This window comes from Streptomyces sp. NPDC052064 (assembly GCF_055585925.1).
The window spans coordinates 337,923-354,669 of the sequence record NZ_JBVJJE010000006.1 but is presented as its reverse complement, the minus strand read 5'-3'; the positions used below and the strand labels follow the sequence as shown (position 1 = coordinate 354,669).

The 16,747-nt window shown below is 70.4% G+C and carries 14 protein-coding genes and 1 riboswitch; of the genes, 12 read left to right on the top strand and 2 right to left on the bottom strand.

Going from position 1 to position 16,747, the window contains the following annotated elements:
* Positions 1-54: 54 nt before the first annotated feature.
* From shc to ACZ6TU_RS18700, 8 genes are read left to right on the top strand one after another with little or no spacing between them, the layout of a single operon-like run.
* Positions 55-2,091 carry a squalene--hopene cyclase gene (shc, locus tag ACZ6TU_RS18735; protein WP_469549639.1) on the top strand — a complete coding sequence of 679 codons (2,037 nt, stop codon included), beginning with the start codon at positions 55-57 and terminating at the stop codon, positions 2,089-2,091.
* The gene (locus tag ACZ6TU_RS18730; RefSeq protein WP_467670664.1) at positions 2,091-2,732 is read left to right on the top strand and encodes a phosphorylase family protein; all 642 of its coding nucleotides are present in this window, start codon (positions 2,091-2,093) and stop codon (positions 2,730-2,732) included. The genes shc and ACZ6TU_RS18730 overlap by 1 nt, the downstream gene beginning before the upstream one ends.
* A 5-nt stretch (positions 2,733-2,737) precedes the next feature.
* Positions 2,738-3,760, top strand: a complete 1,023-nt coding sequence (hpnH, locus tag ACZ6TU_RS18725; protein WP_467670666.1) for an adenosyl-hopene transferase HpnH — start codon at positions 2,738-2,740, stop codon at positions 3,758-3,760.
* Between the two features lie 4 nt (positions 3,761-3,764).
* A complete protein-coding gene (ispG, locus tag ACZ6TU_RS18720) occupies positions 3,765-4,922 on the top strand; it encodes a flavodoxin-dependent (E)-4-hydroxy-3-methylbut-2-enyl-diphosphate synthase (protein ID WP_469549634.1) in 1,158 nt (385 codons plus the stop codon).
* Between the two features lie 28 nt (positions 4,923-4,950).
* A complete protein-coding gene (gene dxs, locus ACZ6TU_RS18715; protein WP_467670670.1) occupies positions 4,951-6,846 on the top strand; it encodes a 1-deoxy-D-xylulose-5-phosphate synthase in 1,896 nt (631 codons plus the stop codon).
* Positions 6,843-8,258 carry an aspartate aminotransferase family protein gene (locus tag ACZ6TU_RS18710; RefSeq protein ID WP_467670672.1) on the top strand — a complete coding sequence of 472 codons (1,416 nt, stop codon included), beginning with the start codon at positions 6,843-6,845 and terminating at the stop codon, positions 8,256-8,258. Before dxs ends, ACZ6TU_RS18710 begins: the two co-directional genes overlap by 4 nt.
* A gap of 60 nt (positions 8,259-8,318) precedes the next feature.
* Complete coding sequence (locus ACZ6TU_RS18705; protein WP_467670674.1) at positions 8,319-8,963, top strand: helix-turn-helix domain-containing protein; 645 nt, start codon at positions 8,319-8,321, stop codon at positions 8,961-8,963.
* Positions 8,960-9,079 (top strand): DUF6126 family protein, encoded by a 120-nt coding sequence (locus tag ACZ6TU_RS18700; RefSeq protein ID WP_351407790.1) that lies wholly within the window; start codon positions 8,960-8,962, stop codon positions 9,077-9,079. The genes ACZ6TU_RS18705 and ACZ6TU_RS18700 overlap by 4 nt, the downstream gene beginning before the upstream one ends.
* A 9-nt stretch (positions 9,080-9,088) precedes the next feature.
* On the opposite strand, the gene ACZ6TU_RS18695 is transcribed toward ACZ6TU_RS18700, so the two are convergent.
* A complete protein-coding gene (locus tag ACZ6TU_RS18695) occupies positions 9,089-9,886 on the bottom strand; it encodes a tyrosine-protein phosphatase (RefSeq protein ID WP_467670676.1) in 798 nt (265 codons plus the stop codon).
* A gap of 180 nt (positions 9,887-10,066) precedes the next feature.
* Between ACZ6TU_RS18695 and ACZ6TU_RS18690 the strand changes: the two genes are divergently transcribed.
* From ACZ6TU_RS18690 to ACZ6TU_RS18675, 4 genes are all read left to right on the top strand, one after another.
* Positions 10,067-12,142 (top strand): alpha-galactosidase, encoded by a 2,076-nt coding sequence (locus tag ACZ6TU_RS18690; RefSeq protein ID WP_469549629.1) that lies wholly within the window; start codon positions 10,067-10,069, stop codon positions 12,140-12,142.
* Between the two features lie 317 nt (positions 12,143-12,459).
* Positions 12,460-12,614, top strand: a riboswitch (cyclic di-AMP (ydaO/yuaA leader).
* Positions 12,615-12,618: 4 nt separating this feature from the next.
* The gene (locus tag ACZ6TU_RS18685; protein ID WP_469549627.1) at positions 12,619-13,551 is read left to right on the top strand and encodes a M23 family metallopeptidase; all 933 of its coding nucleotides are present in this window, start codon (positions 12,619-12,621) and stop codon (positions 13,549-13,551) included.
* Between the two features lie 195 nt (positions 13,552-13,746).
* Positions 13,747-14,463, top strand: coding sequence for a DUF6250 domain-containing protein (locus ACZ6TU_RS18680; RefSeq protein WP_469549625.1), 717 nt, complete (start codon positions 13,747-13,749; stop codon positions 14,461-14,463).
* A gap of 145 nt (positions 14,464-14,608) precedes the next feature.
* Positions 14,609-15,394, top strand: a complete 786-nt coding sequence (locus ACZ6TU_RS18675) for an SGNH/GDSL hydrolase family protein (RefSeq protein WP_469549892.1) — start codon at positions 14,609-14,611, stop codon at positions 15,392-15,394.
* Between the two features lie 318 nt (positions 15,395-15,712).
* Here the strand turns inward: ACZ6TU_RS18675 and ACZ6TU_RS18670 are convergent, their stop codons facing one another.
* Positions 15,713-16,540: an SDR family oxidoreductase gene (locus ACZ6TU_RS18670; RefSeq protein ID WP_469549621.1), complete on the bottom strand. Its 828-nt coding sequence runs from the start codon at positions 16,538-16,540 to the stop codon at positions 15,713-15,715.
* Positions 16,541-16,747 lie beyond the last annotated feature (207 nt).

Sequence of the window (16,747 nt, the reverse complement as noted above, 5' to 3'; positions counted from 1 at the left end):
GACGGCGGACCCACAGCAGCTGCACACCTTGCACCACTGCACGAAGGGGAAGCCATGACAGCGACGACCGACGGAAGCACCGGGGCCCTGCCACCCCGCGCCGCCGCGGCCAGCGACACCGACAGCACGGACACCCCCCCGGCAGCCGGGGCACCGGAAGCCGCCGCACGCGCCGCACAGCGCGCCACCGACTTCCTGCTCTCCCGCCAGGACGCCCAGGGCTGGTGGAAGGGTGACCTCGAGACCAACGTCACGATGGACGCCGAGGACCTGTTGCTCCGTCAGTTCCTGGGTATCCGCGACGAGAAGACCACGCAGGCCACCGCGCTCTTCATCAGGGGCGAGCAGCGCGAGGACGGCACCTGGGCCACTTTCTACGGCGGCCCCGGCGAACTCTCCGCCACCATCGAGGCCTACGTCGCCCTCCGCCTGGCCGGCGACGATCCCGGCGCACCGCACATGGCCAAGGCCTCCGCCTGGATCCGCGAGCAGGGCGGCATCGCCGCCGCCCGGGTCTTCACCCGGATCTGGCTGGCCCTGTTCGGCTGGTGGAAGTGGGAAGACCTGCCCGAACTGCCTCCGGAGCTCATCTACTTCCCGAAGTGGGTGCCGCTCAACATCTACGACTTCGGCTGCTGGGCCCGGCAGACCATCGTCCCGCTGACGATCGTCTCCGCGAAGCGGCCGGTACGGCCCGCGCCCTTCCCGCTGGACGAGCTGCACACCGACCCGGCCCACCCGAGCCCCGCCAAGCCCCTTGCCCCGGCGTTCAGTTGGGACGGCGCCTTCCAGCGGATGGACAAGGGCCTGCACGCCCTGCGGAAGGTCGCGCCGCGTCGGCTGCGCAGAGCCGCGATGAACAGTGCCGCCCGCTGGATCATCGAGCGGCAGGAGAACGACGGCTGCTGGGGCGGCATCCAGCCCCCGGCCGTGTACTCGATCATCGCCCTGCACCTGCTCGGTTACGACCTCCAGCACCCCGTGATGCGCGAGGGACTCGCCTCGCTGGACCGGTTCGCCGTGTGGCGCGAGGACGGGGCCCGGATGATCGAGGCCTGCCAGTCGCCGGTGTGGGACACCTGCCTGGCCGCGATCGCGCTCGTCGACGCCGGACTGCCCGCCGACCACCCGCAGTTGGTGAAGGCCGCGGACTGGATGCTGGGCGAGGAGATCGTCCGGCCCGGTGACTGGTCGGTGCAGAGGCCCGGACTGCCGCCCGGCGGCTGGGCGTTCGAGTTCCACAACGACAACTACCCCGACATCGACGACACGGCCGAGGTGATCCTCGCGCTGCGCCGGATCACCCACCACGACCCGGTACGGGTGGACAAGGCCGTCGGGCGCGGCGTGCGCTGGACCCTCGGCATGCAGTCGAAGAACGGCGCGTGGGCGGCCTTCGACGTCGACAACACCAGCCCGTTCCCGAACCGGCTGCCGTTCTGCGACTTCGGCGAGGTCATCGACCCGCCCTCCGCCGACGTCACGGCGCACGTCGTCGAGATGCTCGCGGTGGAGGGCCTCGCCCACCACCCGCGCACCCGGCGCGGCATCGAGTGGCTGCTGGCCGAACAGGAGCCCGACGGCTCGTGGTTCGGGCGCTGGGGCGTCAACTACGTCTACGGCACCGGGTCCGTCGTGCCCGCCCTGGTGGCCGCGGGCGTCCCCGCCGAGCACCCGGCGATCCGCCGGGCCGTGACCTGGCTGGAGTCGGTCCAGAACGACGAAGGCGGCTGGGGAGAGGACCTGCGCTCCTACAAAAACGTCAAGGAGTGGAGCGGCAGGGGCGCCTCGACCGCATCCCAGACGGCGTGGGCCCTGATGGCGCTGCTCGCGGCGGGGGAGCGGGACTCCAAGGCCGTCGAACGCGGCATCGAGTGGCTCGCCGCCACCCAGCGGGAGGACGGTTCCTGGGACGAGCCGTACTTCACGGGGACGGGCTTCCCGTGGGACTTCTCGATCAACTACCACCTCTACCGGCAGGTGTTCCCGCTCACCGCGCTCGGCCGGTACCTGCACGGGGAGCCCTTCGCGGACCGGCACCAGGGGAGCGGAGAGACCGGGAAGCCGTTCGCCGAAGCCCAGGGCAGCTGATGAGCGCACAGCCCGCTCCGGCCCCGCTGCTGATCGCCTGCGCGCTCGGCATCGAGCAGCTCGCCCTGCGCGCGGGGGACCGTGGCGGCGCCGGCGGCCCGGTCACCGTGCTGCGGACCGGTATGGGGCCGGCGGCGGCCGAGCGGTCCGTCACCCGGATGCTCGCCGACCCGGCCCTGCGCGACGCCGCCGTCCTGGCCACCGGCTTCTGCGCGGGGCTCGCGCCCGGTATGCACCCCGGTGACCTGGTCGTCGCCGAGGAGACCCGCGACCCGCGCGGGACGACCGCCTGCGTCGGGACCGACCTGCTCGTCAAGGAGCTCGCCCGCACGGTGCCCGGGCGGACCGTGCACACCGGGCCGCTCACCGGCTCCGACCACGTCGTGCGCGGTCATGAACGGTCCGATCTGCGCGCGATCGGCGCGATCGCGGTCGACATGGAGTCGGCAGCCACGCTTCTGAGCGCTGTGCGCGCGGGCGAGCGCCCGGTTGCGGCTGTCCGGGTGGTCGTGGACGCTCCAGAACATGAACTCGTCCGGATCGGCACGGTGCGCGGTGGAATATCAGCTTTCCGTGTCCTTCGTTCCGTCCTTCCCGCTTTCTTCGAATGGCACCGTTCCTTGCTGCTCCCCAGGAGGTGAGCCAGATGGCCATGCCGCTCCGACAGTCCATCAAGGTCGCTACGTACTTGGCTGAACAGAAGCTCCGCCGGCGGGACAAGTTTCCCCTGATCGTCGAGCTGGAGCCGCTCTTCGCCTGCAACCTCAAATGCGAGGGGTGCGGCAAGATCCAGCATCCGGCCGGGGTGCTCAAACAGCGGATGCCGGTCGCCCAGGCCGTGGGGGCGGTGCTGGAGTCCGGTGCCCCGATGGTGTCCATCGCCGGTGGCGAGCCGCTGATGCATCCGCAGATCGACGAGATCGTGCGTCAGCTGGTGGCCAAGCGGAAGTACGTTTTCCTGTGCACCAACGCCATGCTCCTGCGTAAGAAGATGGACGCGTTCAGGCCGTCCCCCTACTTCGCCTTCGCGGTGCACATCGACGGGCTGCGGGAGCGGCACGACGAGTCGGTGGCGAAGGAGGGCGTGTTCGACGAGGCCGTGGAGGCCATCAAGGAGGCCAAGCGGCGCGGTTTCCGGGTGACCACCAACTCGACCTTCTTCAACACCGACACCCCGCAGACCATCATCGAGGTGCTCAACTTCCTCAACGACGACCTCCGGGTCGACGAGATGATGATCTCGCCCGCGTACGCCTACGAGAAGGCCCCCGACCAGGAGCACTTCCTGGGCGTGGAGCAGACCCGCGAGCTGTTCAAGAAGGCCTTCGCGGGCGGCAACCGGCGCCGCTGGCGGCTCAACCACTCCCCGCTCTTCCTGGACTTCCTGGAGGGCAAGGTCGACTTCCCGTGCACGGCGTGGGCGATCCCGAACTACTCGCTGTTCGGCTGGCAGCGCCCCTGCTACCTGATGAGCGACGGCTATGTGCCGACGTACCGGGAGCTGGTCGAGGACACCGACTGGGACAAGTACGGCCGCGGCAAGGACCCGCGCTGCGCCAACTGCATGGCGCACTGCGGCTACGAGCCCACCGCCGTCCTCGCCACCATGGGATCGCTGAAGGAGTCCCTGCGCGCCATGCGTGAGACGGTCTCCGGAAACCGGGAGTGACGCCATGACCGCCATCCCGCTGGGCGTACCCGAGGTACCGGTCCGGCCGATCGCGCAGCGGCGCGTCTCGCGACGGATCCAGGTCGGTCCGGTGGAGGTCGGGGGCGGGGCCCCGGTGTCGGTGCAGTCGATGACGACGACCCGTACGTCGGACATCGGCGCCACCTTGCAGCAGATCGCCGAACTCACCGCGTCCGGCTGCCAGATCGTCCGTGTCGCCTGCCCCACGCAGGACGACGCGGACTCGCTCGCGACCATTGCGCGCAAGTCGCAGATCCCGGTGATCGCGGACATCCACTTCCAGCCGAAGTACGTGTTCGCGGCCATCGAGGCCGGCTGCGCCGCCGTACGCGTCAACCCCGGCAACATCAAGCAGTTCGACGACCGGGTCAAGGAGATCGCGCAGGCCGCCAAGGACCACGGCACCCCGATCCGGATCGGCGTCAACGCCGGGTCGCTGGACCAGCGGCTGCTCCAGAAGTACGGCAAGGCGACCCCGGAAGCGCTCGTGGAGAGCGCTCTGTGGGAGGCGTCCCTCTTCGAGGAGCACGACTTCCGGGACATCAAGATCTCTGTCAAGCACAACGACCCGGTCGTGATGATCGAGGCCTACCGGCAGCTCGCCGAGCGGTGCGACTACCCGCTTCACCTGGGGGTGACGGAGGCGGGTCCGGCGTTCCAGGGCACGATCAAGTCGGCGGTGGCGTTCGGCGCGCTGCTGTCGCGGGGCATCGGCGACACCATCCGGGTGTCGCTGTCGGCGCCGCCGGCCGAGGAGGTCAAGGTCGGTATCCAGATCCTGGAGTCGCTGGGGCTGCGGCAGCGCCGGCTGGAGATCGTGTCCTGCCCGTCCTGCGGTCGCGCCCAGGTCGATGTCTACAAGCTCGCCGACGAGGTCACGGCCGGACTCGAGGGCATGGAAGTGCCGTTGCGGGTCGCTGTCATGGGGTGTGTGGTCAACGGCCCCGGCGAGGCGCGGGAGGCCGATCTGGGGGTGGCCTCCGGCAACGGCAAGGGGCAGATCTTCGTGAAGGGCGAGGTCATCAAGACCGTCCCCGAGTCGAAGATCGTCGAGACGCTGATCGAAGAGGCGATGAAGCTCGCCGAGCAGATGGAGCAGGACGGCGTGGGGTCGGGGGAGCCGGCCGTCACCGTGAGCTGAACAGCACGGAACCGAAGGGGGCCCGATCGTGACGATTCTGGAGACCATCCGGGGACCACGCGACCTGAAGGCGCTGTCCGAGGCGGAACTCGGCGAACTGTCCGACGAGATCAGGGAGTTCCTGGTGCACGCGGTCGCCAGGACCGGGGGGCATCTGGGGCCCAACCTGGGGGTGGTGGAGCTCACCGTCGCCCTGCACCGGGTCTTCGAGTCGCCGGTCGACCGCATCCTGTGGGACACCGGCCACCAGAGCTACGTCCACAAACTCCTGACCGGACGCCAGGACTTCTCCAAGCTGCGCGGCAAGGGCGGCCTGTCCGGCTACCCCTCGCGTGAGGAGTCAGAGCACGACGTCATCGAGAACAGTCACGCCTCCACGGCACTCGGCTGGGCCGACGGGCTCGCCAAGGCTCGCCAGGTGCAGGGGGAGAAGGGCCATGTCGTCGCGGTCATCGGCGACGGCGCGCTCACCGGCGGCATGGCCTGGGAGGCGCTGAACAACATCGCGGCCGCCAAGAACCGCCCGCTGATCATCGTCGTCAACGACAACGAACGCTCCTACGCCCCGACCATCGGCGGCCTCGCCAACCACCTAGCGACCCTGCGCACGACCGACGGCTACGAGCGGGTCCTCGCCTGGGGCAAGGACGTGCTCCAGGCCACGCCCCTGGTCGGCACCACCCTTTACGAGGCCCTGCACGGCGCGAAGAAGGGCTTCAAGGACGCGTTCGCCCCGCAGGGCCTGTTCGAGGATCTGGGCCTGAAGTACCTGGGCCCGATCGACGGGCACGACATCGGGGCCGTGGAGTCCGCACTGCGGCGCGCGAAACGCTTCCACGGACCGGTCCTCGTCCACTGCCTCACGGAGAAGGGACGCGGCTACGAACCCGCCCTCGCCCACGAGGAGGACCACTTCCACACCGTCGGCGTCATGGACCCGCTGACCTGCGAGCCGCTCTCGTCGGCGGGCGGCCCCTCGTGGACCTCGGTGTTCGGTGACGAGATCGTCAGGATCGGCGAGGAGCGGGAGGACGTGGTCGCGATAACCGCCGCCATGCTCCATCCGGTCGGCCTGGGCAGGTTCGCCGAACGGTTCCCGGACCGGGTGTGGGACGTCGGAATCGCCGAGCAGCACGCGGCCGTGTCCGCGGCGGGCCTGGCGACGGGCGGCCTGCACCCGGTCGTCGCCGTCTACGCCACCTTCCTCAACCGCGCCTTCGACCAGCTCCTGATGGACGTGGCCCTGCACCGCTGCGGGGCGACCTTCGTGCTGGACCGGGCCGGGGTCACCGGCGTCGACGGGGCCTCCCACAACGGCATGTGGGACATGTCCGTCCTCCAGGTCGTCCCCGGCCTCAGGATCGCCGCGCCGCGTGACGCCGACCAGCTGCGCGCCCAGCTGCGCGAGGCGGTCGCCGTCGACGACGCGCCGACCCTGCTGCGCTTCCCGAAGGAGTCCGTCGGCCCGTCGATCCCGGCGGTCGACCGGGTGGGCGGACTGGACGTGCTGCACCGTTCTTCACAGCCGCAGGTCCTCCTGGTGGCCGTGGGAGTGATGGCGCCCGTCTGCCTCCAGGCCGCCGAGCTGCTCGAAGGGCGCGGCATCGGCTGCACCGTCGTCGACCCCCGCTGGGTCAAGCCCGTCGACCCGGAACTCCCGGGCCTCGCCGCCGCGCACCGCCTGGTCGCCGTCGTCGAGGACAACAGCCGCGCCGCCGGGGTCGGCTCGGCCGTGGCGCTGGCCCTGGGCGATGCCGAAGTCGACGTCCCCGTACGGCGCTTCGGGATCCCGGAGCAGTTCCTCGCGCACGCCAAGCGCGGCGAGGTGCTCGCCGACATCGGCCTGACACCCGTCGAGATCGCCGGACGGATCAGCGCGAGCCTGACCGTGAAGAAAGAGCTGTCCAAGGAGCCACAGGAATGACAACCGCCGAATCCGCGTCGGAGTCGTCGCAGGCCGGGGCGTTCGACCTCGGCAGACTGCTGGCCGAACGCGGAGCCGAGCGCTACGAGCTGCACACCCGGTACCTCAACCACCAGCTCCCGCGCATGCTGCACACCATCGGCTTCGACAAGGTCTACGAGCGCGCCGAGGGCGCCTACTTCTACGACGCGGACGGCAACGACTACCTGGACATGCTCGCCGGGTTCGGGGTGATGGGGCTCGGCCGTCACCATCCCGTGGTGCGCAAGGCGCTGCACGACGTCCTGGACGCCGGCCTCGCCGACCTCACCCGCTTCGACTGCCAGCCGCTCCCGGGCCTGCTGGCCGAGAAGCTGCTCGCGCACAGCCCGCACCTGGACCGGGTGTTCTTCGGCAACAGCGGCACGGAGGCGGTCGAGGGAGCGCTGAAGTTCGCCCGGTTCGTCACGGGCAGGCCCAGGATCCTGTACTGCGCGCACGCCTTCCACGGCCTGACCACCGGCTCTCTCTCCGTGAACGGGGAGTCCGGCTTCCGCGACGGCTTCGCCCCGCTGCTGCCCGACACGGCCGTACCGCTCGGCGATCTCGACGCGCTGGAAAGGGAGCTGAGAAAGGGCGACGTCGCCGCCCTGATCGTCGAGCCCATTCAGGGCAAGGGCGTGCTGGAGGCCCCGCCCGGCTATCTGCGGGCCGCCCAGGAACTGCTGCACCGGCACAAGGCGCTGCTCATCGCCGACGAGGTGCAGACGGGCCTCGGCCGCACCGGCGACTTCTACGGCTACCAGCACGAGGACGGCGTGGAGCCCGACCTGGTGTGCGTGGCCAAGGCGCTCTCCGGCGGCTATGTGCCGGTGGGCGCCACGCTCGGCAAGGACTGGATCTTCAAGAAGGTCTACTCGTCGATGGACCGGGTGCTGGTCCACTCGGCGAGCTTCGGGTCCAACGCGCAGGCCATGGCGGCGGGCCTGGCGGTGCTGGCGGTGATGGAGAACGAGCAGATCGTCGCAGGTGTCCGCACCACCGGCGAACGGCTCAGATCCCGGCTCGCGGCGCTGACGGACAAGTACGAGATGCTCGCCGACGTCCGCGGCCGGGGCCTGATGATCGGCATCGAGTTCGGCCGGCCGAAGGCGCTGAAGCTGCGCAGCCGCTGGGCCATGCTCCAGGCCGCGCGCAAGGGACTGTTCGCCCAGATGGTCGTCGTACCGCTGCTCCGGAAGCACCGGATCCTCACCCAGGTCTCCGGCGACCACCTGGAGGTGATCAAGCTGATCCCACCGCTGATCATCGGCGAGCGGGAGGTGGACCGGTTCGTCGACGCCTTCACGGCCGTGATGGACGACGCGCACGACGGCGGGCTGGTCTGGGACTTCGGGAAGACGCTGGTCAAGCAGGCGCTGGCCAACCGGTAGGCGTTTTGCCTCTGAGGCAAGGAATTTGCCGCGGGGGCAAGGCTCCGGCTGAATGGAGGCATGAGCTCCTCCGAGACCGAGCGGTCCTCCGGGGCTGCCCCGTCGGCTGACCAGGCGGCCGGTGCGCTGCCAGCCGTCGCACCGCAGCTGCGTGCACTGCGGCGCCGGGCCTCCCTGACCCTGGAAGCCGCGGCCCGCGCCGCCGGGCTGTCGCCCGCCCACCTCTCCCGGCTGGAGACCGGGCAGCGTCAGCCCTCCCTGCCGATGCTGCTCGCGCTCGCCCGCATCTACGGTACGACGGTCTCCGAGCTGCTCGGTGAGACGGTCGCCGACCGGGACGCCGTCATCCGCGCCGCCGACATGGAACCGACCGCGGCGGGGGGCTGGACGTACTGGCAGGCCGGCGCCCCCGGGCGCGGGATGCAGGCCCTGCGCGTCCACGTCCCCCATGGCTCTCAGGGCGACATCGTGCGCGTCCACCCCGGCGAGGAGTGGCTCCACGTGCTCCGGGGACGGCTGCGGCTGAGCCTCGGCGACACCACGCACCAGCTCGCGCCCGGCGACAGCGCCCACTTCGACTCGCTGACCCCGCACCGGATCGCCGCCCAGGACCCGGACGGCGTCGAGCTGCTCTTCGTCCACACCCTCCTGCAGAGCCCCACAGCCGCCCTGTGCCTCGGTCCCACCCCTGGAGACATGCCATGAAGGACATGGAGGAGAAGTTCCCCCGCGCCCTGTGGGTGCGGCTGTTCATCTACCTCGTGGTGGGGCACGTCTTCGCCGCTTTCGTGTACTTCCTGTTCGAGGCAGGGGCACGCTAGCCGCGTTCCTCAGTCGAGCAGTCGCTCGCGCAGCAGCTCCCGGGTCTCCGGGGTGAGCCCGAGCCCCTTCTCCAGATAGGCGTCGACGCCGCCCCAGGTCTCCTCGATGGTGTCGAAGGCCGCCGTCAGGTACTCGGCGCGCGCGTCGAACAGGGGGCTGAGCAGCTCCATGACCTCGGGGGAGTAGGCCGAGGCGGCGGAGCTGCTGCGGTGCACCTTGTAGCGGCGGTGCTTGGCGTTGGACTTCAGGTAGTCGTCGAGGATCGCCTCGCGCTCGACACCCAGGGCGAGCAGCGTCACCGCGATGGACAGGCCCGCGCGGTCCTTGCCCGCCGCGCAGTGCATCAGGGCGGGGACGCTGTCCTCGGCGAGCGCACGCAGCACCTGGGAGTGCTCGGCCGTGCGGTGCCGGATGATCGTGCGGTACGAGGCGATCATCCGGTCCGCCGCCTTGCCGTCCGAGAGGATCGCGCGCAGCTGGTCCAGGTCGCCGTCGCGGACCATCCGCCAGAACTCGGCGCCGTCGGCCGGGTCGCTCAGCGGCAGGTTCACATTGCGCACGCCCGGCAGCTCGACGTCGGGCCCTTCGAGCTTCTGGTCGGCCGCGTTGCGGAAGTCGAAGATCGTGTGCAGGCCCAGGGTGGTCAGGAAGGCGGCGTCCTCCCCGGTCGCATGGGCGAGGTGGCCGCTGCGGAACAGCATCCCCTGCCGCACCCGCCGTCCGTCCACGGTCGGCAGTCCGCCCACATCCCGGAAGTTGCGCACTCCGGCCAGCTCGGGCTCGGTCGACGGGACCTGCTGTGTCACGAGGGCTCCTCCCCTTCGGCGCCGCCGGCGCGGCTCGTCGACGGGCATCACCCGACGATACGACATGCCCTGCCTGGGGCAATGAGTTGTCCACAGGCGTTGCCCGGAGCACCCGGAGCCCTCGATGATGTTGGGGCCTGGTCGCGCCTGGTCGGGCTTGTACGAATCTGTGAGGGCTTGATGCTGGACATCTCCGAAGACGGTCGTACGTGGGTGCTCTCGGGTCCGGCCAGTAGTTACGCCGTCCATGTCACCGACCGCGACGAGCTGCTGCACCTGCACTGGGGCCCCCGGATCGGCCTCGCCGACGCCGAGGCCCTCGCCGTCCGGCCGCTGCCGGACTACTGGCCTTTCGAATCCCCGCTCGACGGGCGCGAGGAGTATCCGGTCGAGGGCGGCCCCCGTTTCGTCCGGCCCGCCCTGTCCGTCCGCACCGCGGAGCGGCGCGGCACCGAGTGGACCTACGCCGGGCACGACGCCGAGGCCGACGAGCTGCGGCTGCGCTTCCGCGACGGTGACCTGACCATCACGCTGCACTACCGGATGCGCTCCTCGACGGACGTCGTCGAGCGCTGGGTGACCCTGGACAACCACGGACCCGCCGTCGAGGTGCTGCGCGCCGACTCCGCCACCTGGACCCTGCCCGACCGCGACACCTGGCGGCTGTCCCAGCTGCACGGCCGCTGGGGCGCCGAGTCCCGGCTGGAGCGCTCCGTCCTCACCCACGGCGAGAAGGTCATCGGCAGCCGCCGCGGCCACACCGGTCACCAGCACCTGCCGTGGGTCGCGCTCGACACCGACGCGACCGAGGAGAGCGGGGAGGTCTACGGTTGCGCCCTGGGCTGGTCCGGGTCCTGGCGGATCGCCGTGGCCCAACTCCCGGACGCGCGCGTGCAGATCACCGGCGGGGCGGGGTACGACGACTCGGGCCTGCTGATGCTCGGCACGGGGGAGTCGTACACGACCCCCGTCTTCGCCGGGCTCTGGAGCGACGGTGGCTTCGGCGGGGCGAGCCGCGCCTGGCACGCCTACCAGCGGGCGTACGTGATCCCGGACGCCGACCAGGACCGGCCGGTGCTGTTCAACTCCTGGGAGGCCACCGAGTTCGACATCTCGGAGGAGCAGCAGCGGGCGCTCGCCGAGCGGGCCGCCGCCATGGGCGTCGAGCTGTTCGTGGTCGACGACGGCTGGTTCGGGGCGCGCACCAGCGACCGGGCCGGGCTCGGCGACTGGACCCCGAACCCCGACCGCTTCCCGGGCGGCCTCAAGCCGCTCGCCGACCACGTGCACGGCCTCGGCATGCGGTTCGGGATCTGGGTCGAGCCGGAGATGGTCAACCCGGACAGCGACCTGTACCGCGCGCATCCGGAATGGGTGCAGTATCAACCGGGACGAAAGCGTACAGAGTTCCGCAATCAGCTCGTACTGAACCTGGCTCGCGAGGATGTCCAGGAGTACCTCTGGGAGCGGCTCGACGGTCTCCTCTCCAGCGCCCCGATCGACTACGTCAAGTGGGACTTCAACCGCTGCTTCACCGACGCCGGCTGGCCGGACGACCCCTACCCGCAGCGGCTGTGGGTCGACCACGTCCACGGCCTGTACGCCCTGCTGGACCGGCTGCGGGTCGCCCATCCCGGGGTGGCCTTCGAGTCCTGCTCGGGCGGCGGCGGCCGGATCGATCTCGGCGCGCTGAGCCGCACGGACCAGGTGTGGACCTCGGACAACACCGACCCGCTCGACCGGCTCGCCATCCAGTACGGCTTCAGTCAGATCCATCCGGCACGGGTCATGGCCGCCTGGGTCACCGACAGTCCGAACGCCATGCTCAACCAGCGGGCCAGTTCCCTGCGGTTCCGGTTCGTCAGTGCCATGGCCGGGGTGCTCGGGGTCGGTGGCGACCTCACGAAGTGGACGGAGGCGGAGCTCGCCGAGGCGCGGGACTGGGTGGAGCTCTACAAGGAGATCCGGCCTGTGGTGCAGCGCGGCGACCTGTACCGGCTGCGTCCGCCGGAGGGCGGCCTGAGCGCCGTGCAGTACGCCCTCGGCGACGAGGTTGTCGTCCTCGCCTGGCTCCAGGCGCAGCGCTACGGCGAGCCCGTTCCGGCGCTCCGGCTGCGGGGCCTCGACCCCACGGCATCGTACGAATGCCTCGAAACGGGCGAAGTTCACCGGGGTGCCGTGCTGCTCCATCACGGGCTGCGGGTCGGCCTGCGCGGAGATCTGGACGCCACCGTCGTCCGGCTTAAGCGTAAGTAGCCGTTCTGCCCGAATAGGGAGCGCTTTGGTTATTTCGACATAACGTGCCCCGATCGTAAAGGAAACGAGGTCGGGGTGCGTGAGCATCGTCATATTCGTGACGATGTGTTGTTGCCATGTGCACGTAATTTTGGTGCTGTTCAGGGGCATTGAGGAAAGCGGGAGATCGGAAATCCACGCTCCGTGACGGAAAATGTGCCGATGCGTCAAGAAAAACGCTGTCACAGGCAACCGCAAGCTTGTCCCTTTGCGTCTTGGTCGCTTACGTTCCACACCAATCCGGACGGACGCCTAATCCTGCCGCCGCCCGGAGCCCCACACACTGACCCGACGTACGGCAGGAGCGGGGGACCCACAGGTAAGACGCCTGTTCCGGTTCCCGGAACGGCTTGGGGTTAAGCCGCGCCTCGGCGCGGCCGGGCATCTCCAGCCCGCACCCGACAGCTCACCTCGCAGGCGACGGAGAGGAATTCGCCATGCCCGCGAAGGGTAAGCACCGCCGCCCGAAGACCCAGCGTTTCACCCGCTCCATCGCCGTCGCCGGAACCGGCGGGGCGGCTCTCGCCCTTCCGCTCATGGGGGCCGCCGGTGCCCACGCCGCCACCCCGCAGTCGGCTCCGGAAAAGGCCGTCCAGTCCGCTCCGGTCGCCGAGAAGGAGGCCGCCGAGAAGGCCACGGGCGCCCGCACGTACACCGTGCAGGCCGGTGACTATCTCGCGAAGATCGCCGACGATCAGAACGTCAGCGGCGGCTGGAAGAAGCTCTACTCGGACAACCGGGACGCCGTCGGCGACGACCCGTCGCTGATCCACCCGGGCCTGAAGCTGTCGATCGGCAAGAAGGCGGCGGGCGAGTCCAAGTCTTCGTCCCCGTCCTCGTCGAAGTCCTCGGCCCTCAAGCCGTCGAAGCCCTCGGCTTCCAAGTCCTCGGCTTCGAAGTCGTCCGCCTCCGGGTCGTCCTCGAAGCCGGCTGCCGCCAAGCCGGCCGCCGCGACCTCCAGCGGCTACAGCCTCCCGGTGGACGGCGCCACCGTCGGCACCCCGTACCGCATGTCCGGCAGCATGTGGTCCAGCGGCTACCACACCGGTGTCGACTTCGTCGTCCCGACCGGCACCTCGCTCAAGGCCGTCGGCGCGGGCACGGTCGTCTCCGCGGGCTGGGGCGGCGCGTACGGCAACCAGGTCGTCATCAAGCTGAACGACGGCAACTACGCGCAGTACGCCCACCTGTCCTCGCTCTCCGTCTCGGCCGGCCAGACCGTGAGCGCCGGACAGCAGATCGGCCTCTCCGGTGCCACCGGCAACGTGACCGGACCGCACCTGCACTTCGAGATCCGCACCACGCCGGACTACGGCTCGGACGTGGACCCGGTCGCCTACCTGCGCTCGCACGGCATCTCCGTCGGCTGACCGACCGCACGACCACCTGCCTGACACGCGACCGTTGGCCGGACCCCGATCCCCGGGTCCGGCCTTCGGTGTGTGCGCACCTTCCGGTCATCCCAAGGGATCGACAGCGGGCGGCAGTTGGGAGACAGTGATCCCGTCCGGAGCGCAAGCGCTTTCTAGAGCCTTCCAGGCGGATCCCCCAAGGAGACGTGTCCCGTGCCGACCACTCGCAGAGCGTTCGCAGCCCTGTCCGCCGGAGCCGCCCTGACGGCCCTCGTTCCGACGGGCGCCGCGTACGCCGCGCCCCGGCACCGCCGCCTCGTCGCCCACGACGACTTCTGCCACGGCCTCGCCCAGTGGGCGACCGAACTCCAGGGCGGCGGCACCGTCACCGCCTCTCGCGGCGTTCTGGAGATCGACGTGCCGAGCGGGGCGACCGTGTGGTTCAGGCGGCGGCTCGAAGGCCCTTACGTCCTCGAGTACACCGCCACGCCTGTCTCCGAGGGCGGGGTCAACGACCGGGTCTCGGATCTCAACAACTTCTGGAACGCGACCGACGTGCGCTCCCCGGGCGACCTCTTCGCCACGCCGCGGGGTGGGGCGCTGGAGGAGTACGACCACCTGACGACGTACTACTCCGGTTACGGCGCCAACTACAACACCACGACCCGGCTGCGGCGGTACGTCGGCGAGCCCGGCGTCCGGCCCTTGATCTACGACTACACCGAGCCGCTGCTGGTCCCCAACGAGCCCAATCGGGTCCGGATCGTCTCCGACGGCTCGACGGTCAGGTGGTGGAACAACGGGCGCCTCGTCTTCGACTACGCAGACCCGCGGCCGTACACCGGCGGGCACTTCGCCTTCCGGACCGTGTGGAGCCACTTCCGGATCACGGGCTTCCGGGTATGGCGACTGACTCCCCAACATCGCTGACGGGTGACGTATTCCGGAGTTGGCGAACACTTTGGGAGTGGCTTATCTCACCGCCCGTCAACCCCTGCCTACGGTCGCGTAGGTCACATTGGAGGGTGAATCATGAGCGGCTGTGGCAGACGATTCGAAGAGTGACAGCAGAGCAGTGATCGGGTCGTACGTGGCGGTGGGGGACAGCTTCACCGAGGGCGTCGGTGATCCCGGCCCCGACGGGGCGTTCGTCGGCTGGGCCGACCGGTTCGCCGTCCTGCTCGCCGACCGCCGGCCCGAAGGCGACTTCCAGTACACCAACCTCGCCGTGCGCGGGAAGCTCCTCGACCAGATCGTGGCGGACCAGGTTCCGCGGGCCGCCGAAATGGCCCCGGACCTCGTCTCGTTCTGCGCCGGGGGCAACGACATCCTCCGGCCCGGTACCGACCCGGACGAGGTGGCCGAGCGTTTCGAGCGGGCCCTTGTGCGGCTCACCGCCGTGGCCGGCACGGTGATGGTGACGACCGGGTTCGACACCCGTGGGATGCCCGTGCTCAAGCACCTGCGGGGCAAGATCGCGACGTACAACGGGCATGTCCGGGCCATCGCCGACCGGTACGGCTGCCCGGTGCTCGACCTGTGGTCCCTGCGCAGTGTCCAGGACCGCAGGGCATGGGACGCCGACCGGCTGCACCTGTCGCCCGAGGGGCACACGCGGGTGGCGCTCCGTGCGGGGCAGGTGCTCGGGCTGGAGGTTCCGGCCGACCCGGAGCAACCGTGGCCACCGCTGCCGGCGCGGGGGCCGCTTGAGGTTCGGCGGGACAATGTGCACTGGGCGCGGGAGTTTCTGGTGCCGTGGATCGGACGGCGGCTGCGTGGGGAGTCGTCGGGGGATCACGTGACGGCCAAGGGGGCTCTGTCGCCGGAGGACATCAGGATGCGGATCGCTTCGGTGGCGTAGGGGGACGGGTGCGGGTGCCTGCGGCGGCCTGCGGGGGTGCGGTGCGGGCGCCTGCGGCGGCCTGCGCGGGTGCCGTGCGGGTGCCTGCGGCGGCCTGCGCGGGTGCGGTGGGGTGCGCGTAGCGCCTTCGCGGTGGTGGTGGGTCGGGGCCGCGCCGGGGGGTGTCCGTCCTCGGAACGGCGCGATGGGGTCGAGTACCGACTGACTGTCCGCTGACGCGCCAACCGCTGCGGGCGGACACCCCCCGACACGTCCCCTTCTCGCCGTCGGCGGGTGCGGGCCCGTCGTGGCCGCCCTGGTGAGCGCGCCGCTTCGCGCTCAAGCTCCCACCGCGAGGAACTGGCGGGCGCCGCGCAACGTGGTGTGCAGCTTGCGCTGGGTGGCGCGGCTGTCGAGGCGGACGTCGAGGGCCCCGGGGAGCGCGCTTTCGGCCCGCAGGCCCACGGGCAGCCGGGAGACGTCGAGCCCGTCGCGCCTGGCTACAAGGGTTCCGAGCTCGTGGCGGCTCACGGCGTCGGACCCTGCCAGATGGTGTACGCCGTGTGCGTCGCAGCCCGCGAGTTCCAGCAGGGCGGCGGCCAGGTCGGCCACATGGACGGGACAGCGGACGTCGTCGGTGAACAGGACGCCGTTTCGGGTACCGGCCACGAGGTCGTGCACCATGCGTACGTGCACGGACTGCCGGTCGCCGATGATCAGCGAGGTGCGAGCGACAACGGCATCCGGGTGTACGAGGCGAACCCCTGTCTCCGCTGCGGCCTTGGCCGCGCCGTAGGGGGTGACAGGATCGGGCGGGCAGTCCTCGTCGTAGTGGACGCGTGCGCCGGAGAACACTGCGTCGCTGGATACATGGACCAGGCGGCAGCCGTACTTCACCGCAGCCATCGCCATGCGGACAGGGCCCTCGGCGGTGACCGCCCAGTCGGATTCGCTGCTCGTCGCGTTGACGACGAGGCGCGGGCGGACCTCAGCCCCGACTGCTTCGACGCGCTGGGGGTCCCGCAGGTCGAGGGCGTGCCATGCGACCCCGGGGGTGGTGCCGGGCCTGGTCGCGAAGGTCGCGGCCGTCGCGTGCCCGGCCGCTGCCGACCGGCGGACCAGTTCAGCGCCCAGGAACCCGCTACCACCGATGATCAGGACTGTCATGACGCGACACAGTAGTTCCATGTGCTCGGGCGTCACGCGCTTGGTGAGTGCCGTCTTCTCCACCCCTCGGACGGGACGATGAACGGCTCGACGATCTGACAGGCCATATGCGCGTGGCGGTCCTGACCTGGAAGTGCCCCACGGCCACCGCTGATCCGCTCACGTCGAGCTCGGTGAGCCCGGCGTGAGCCGGTTCGTGTCCTGCCT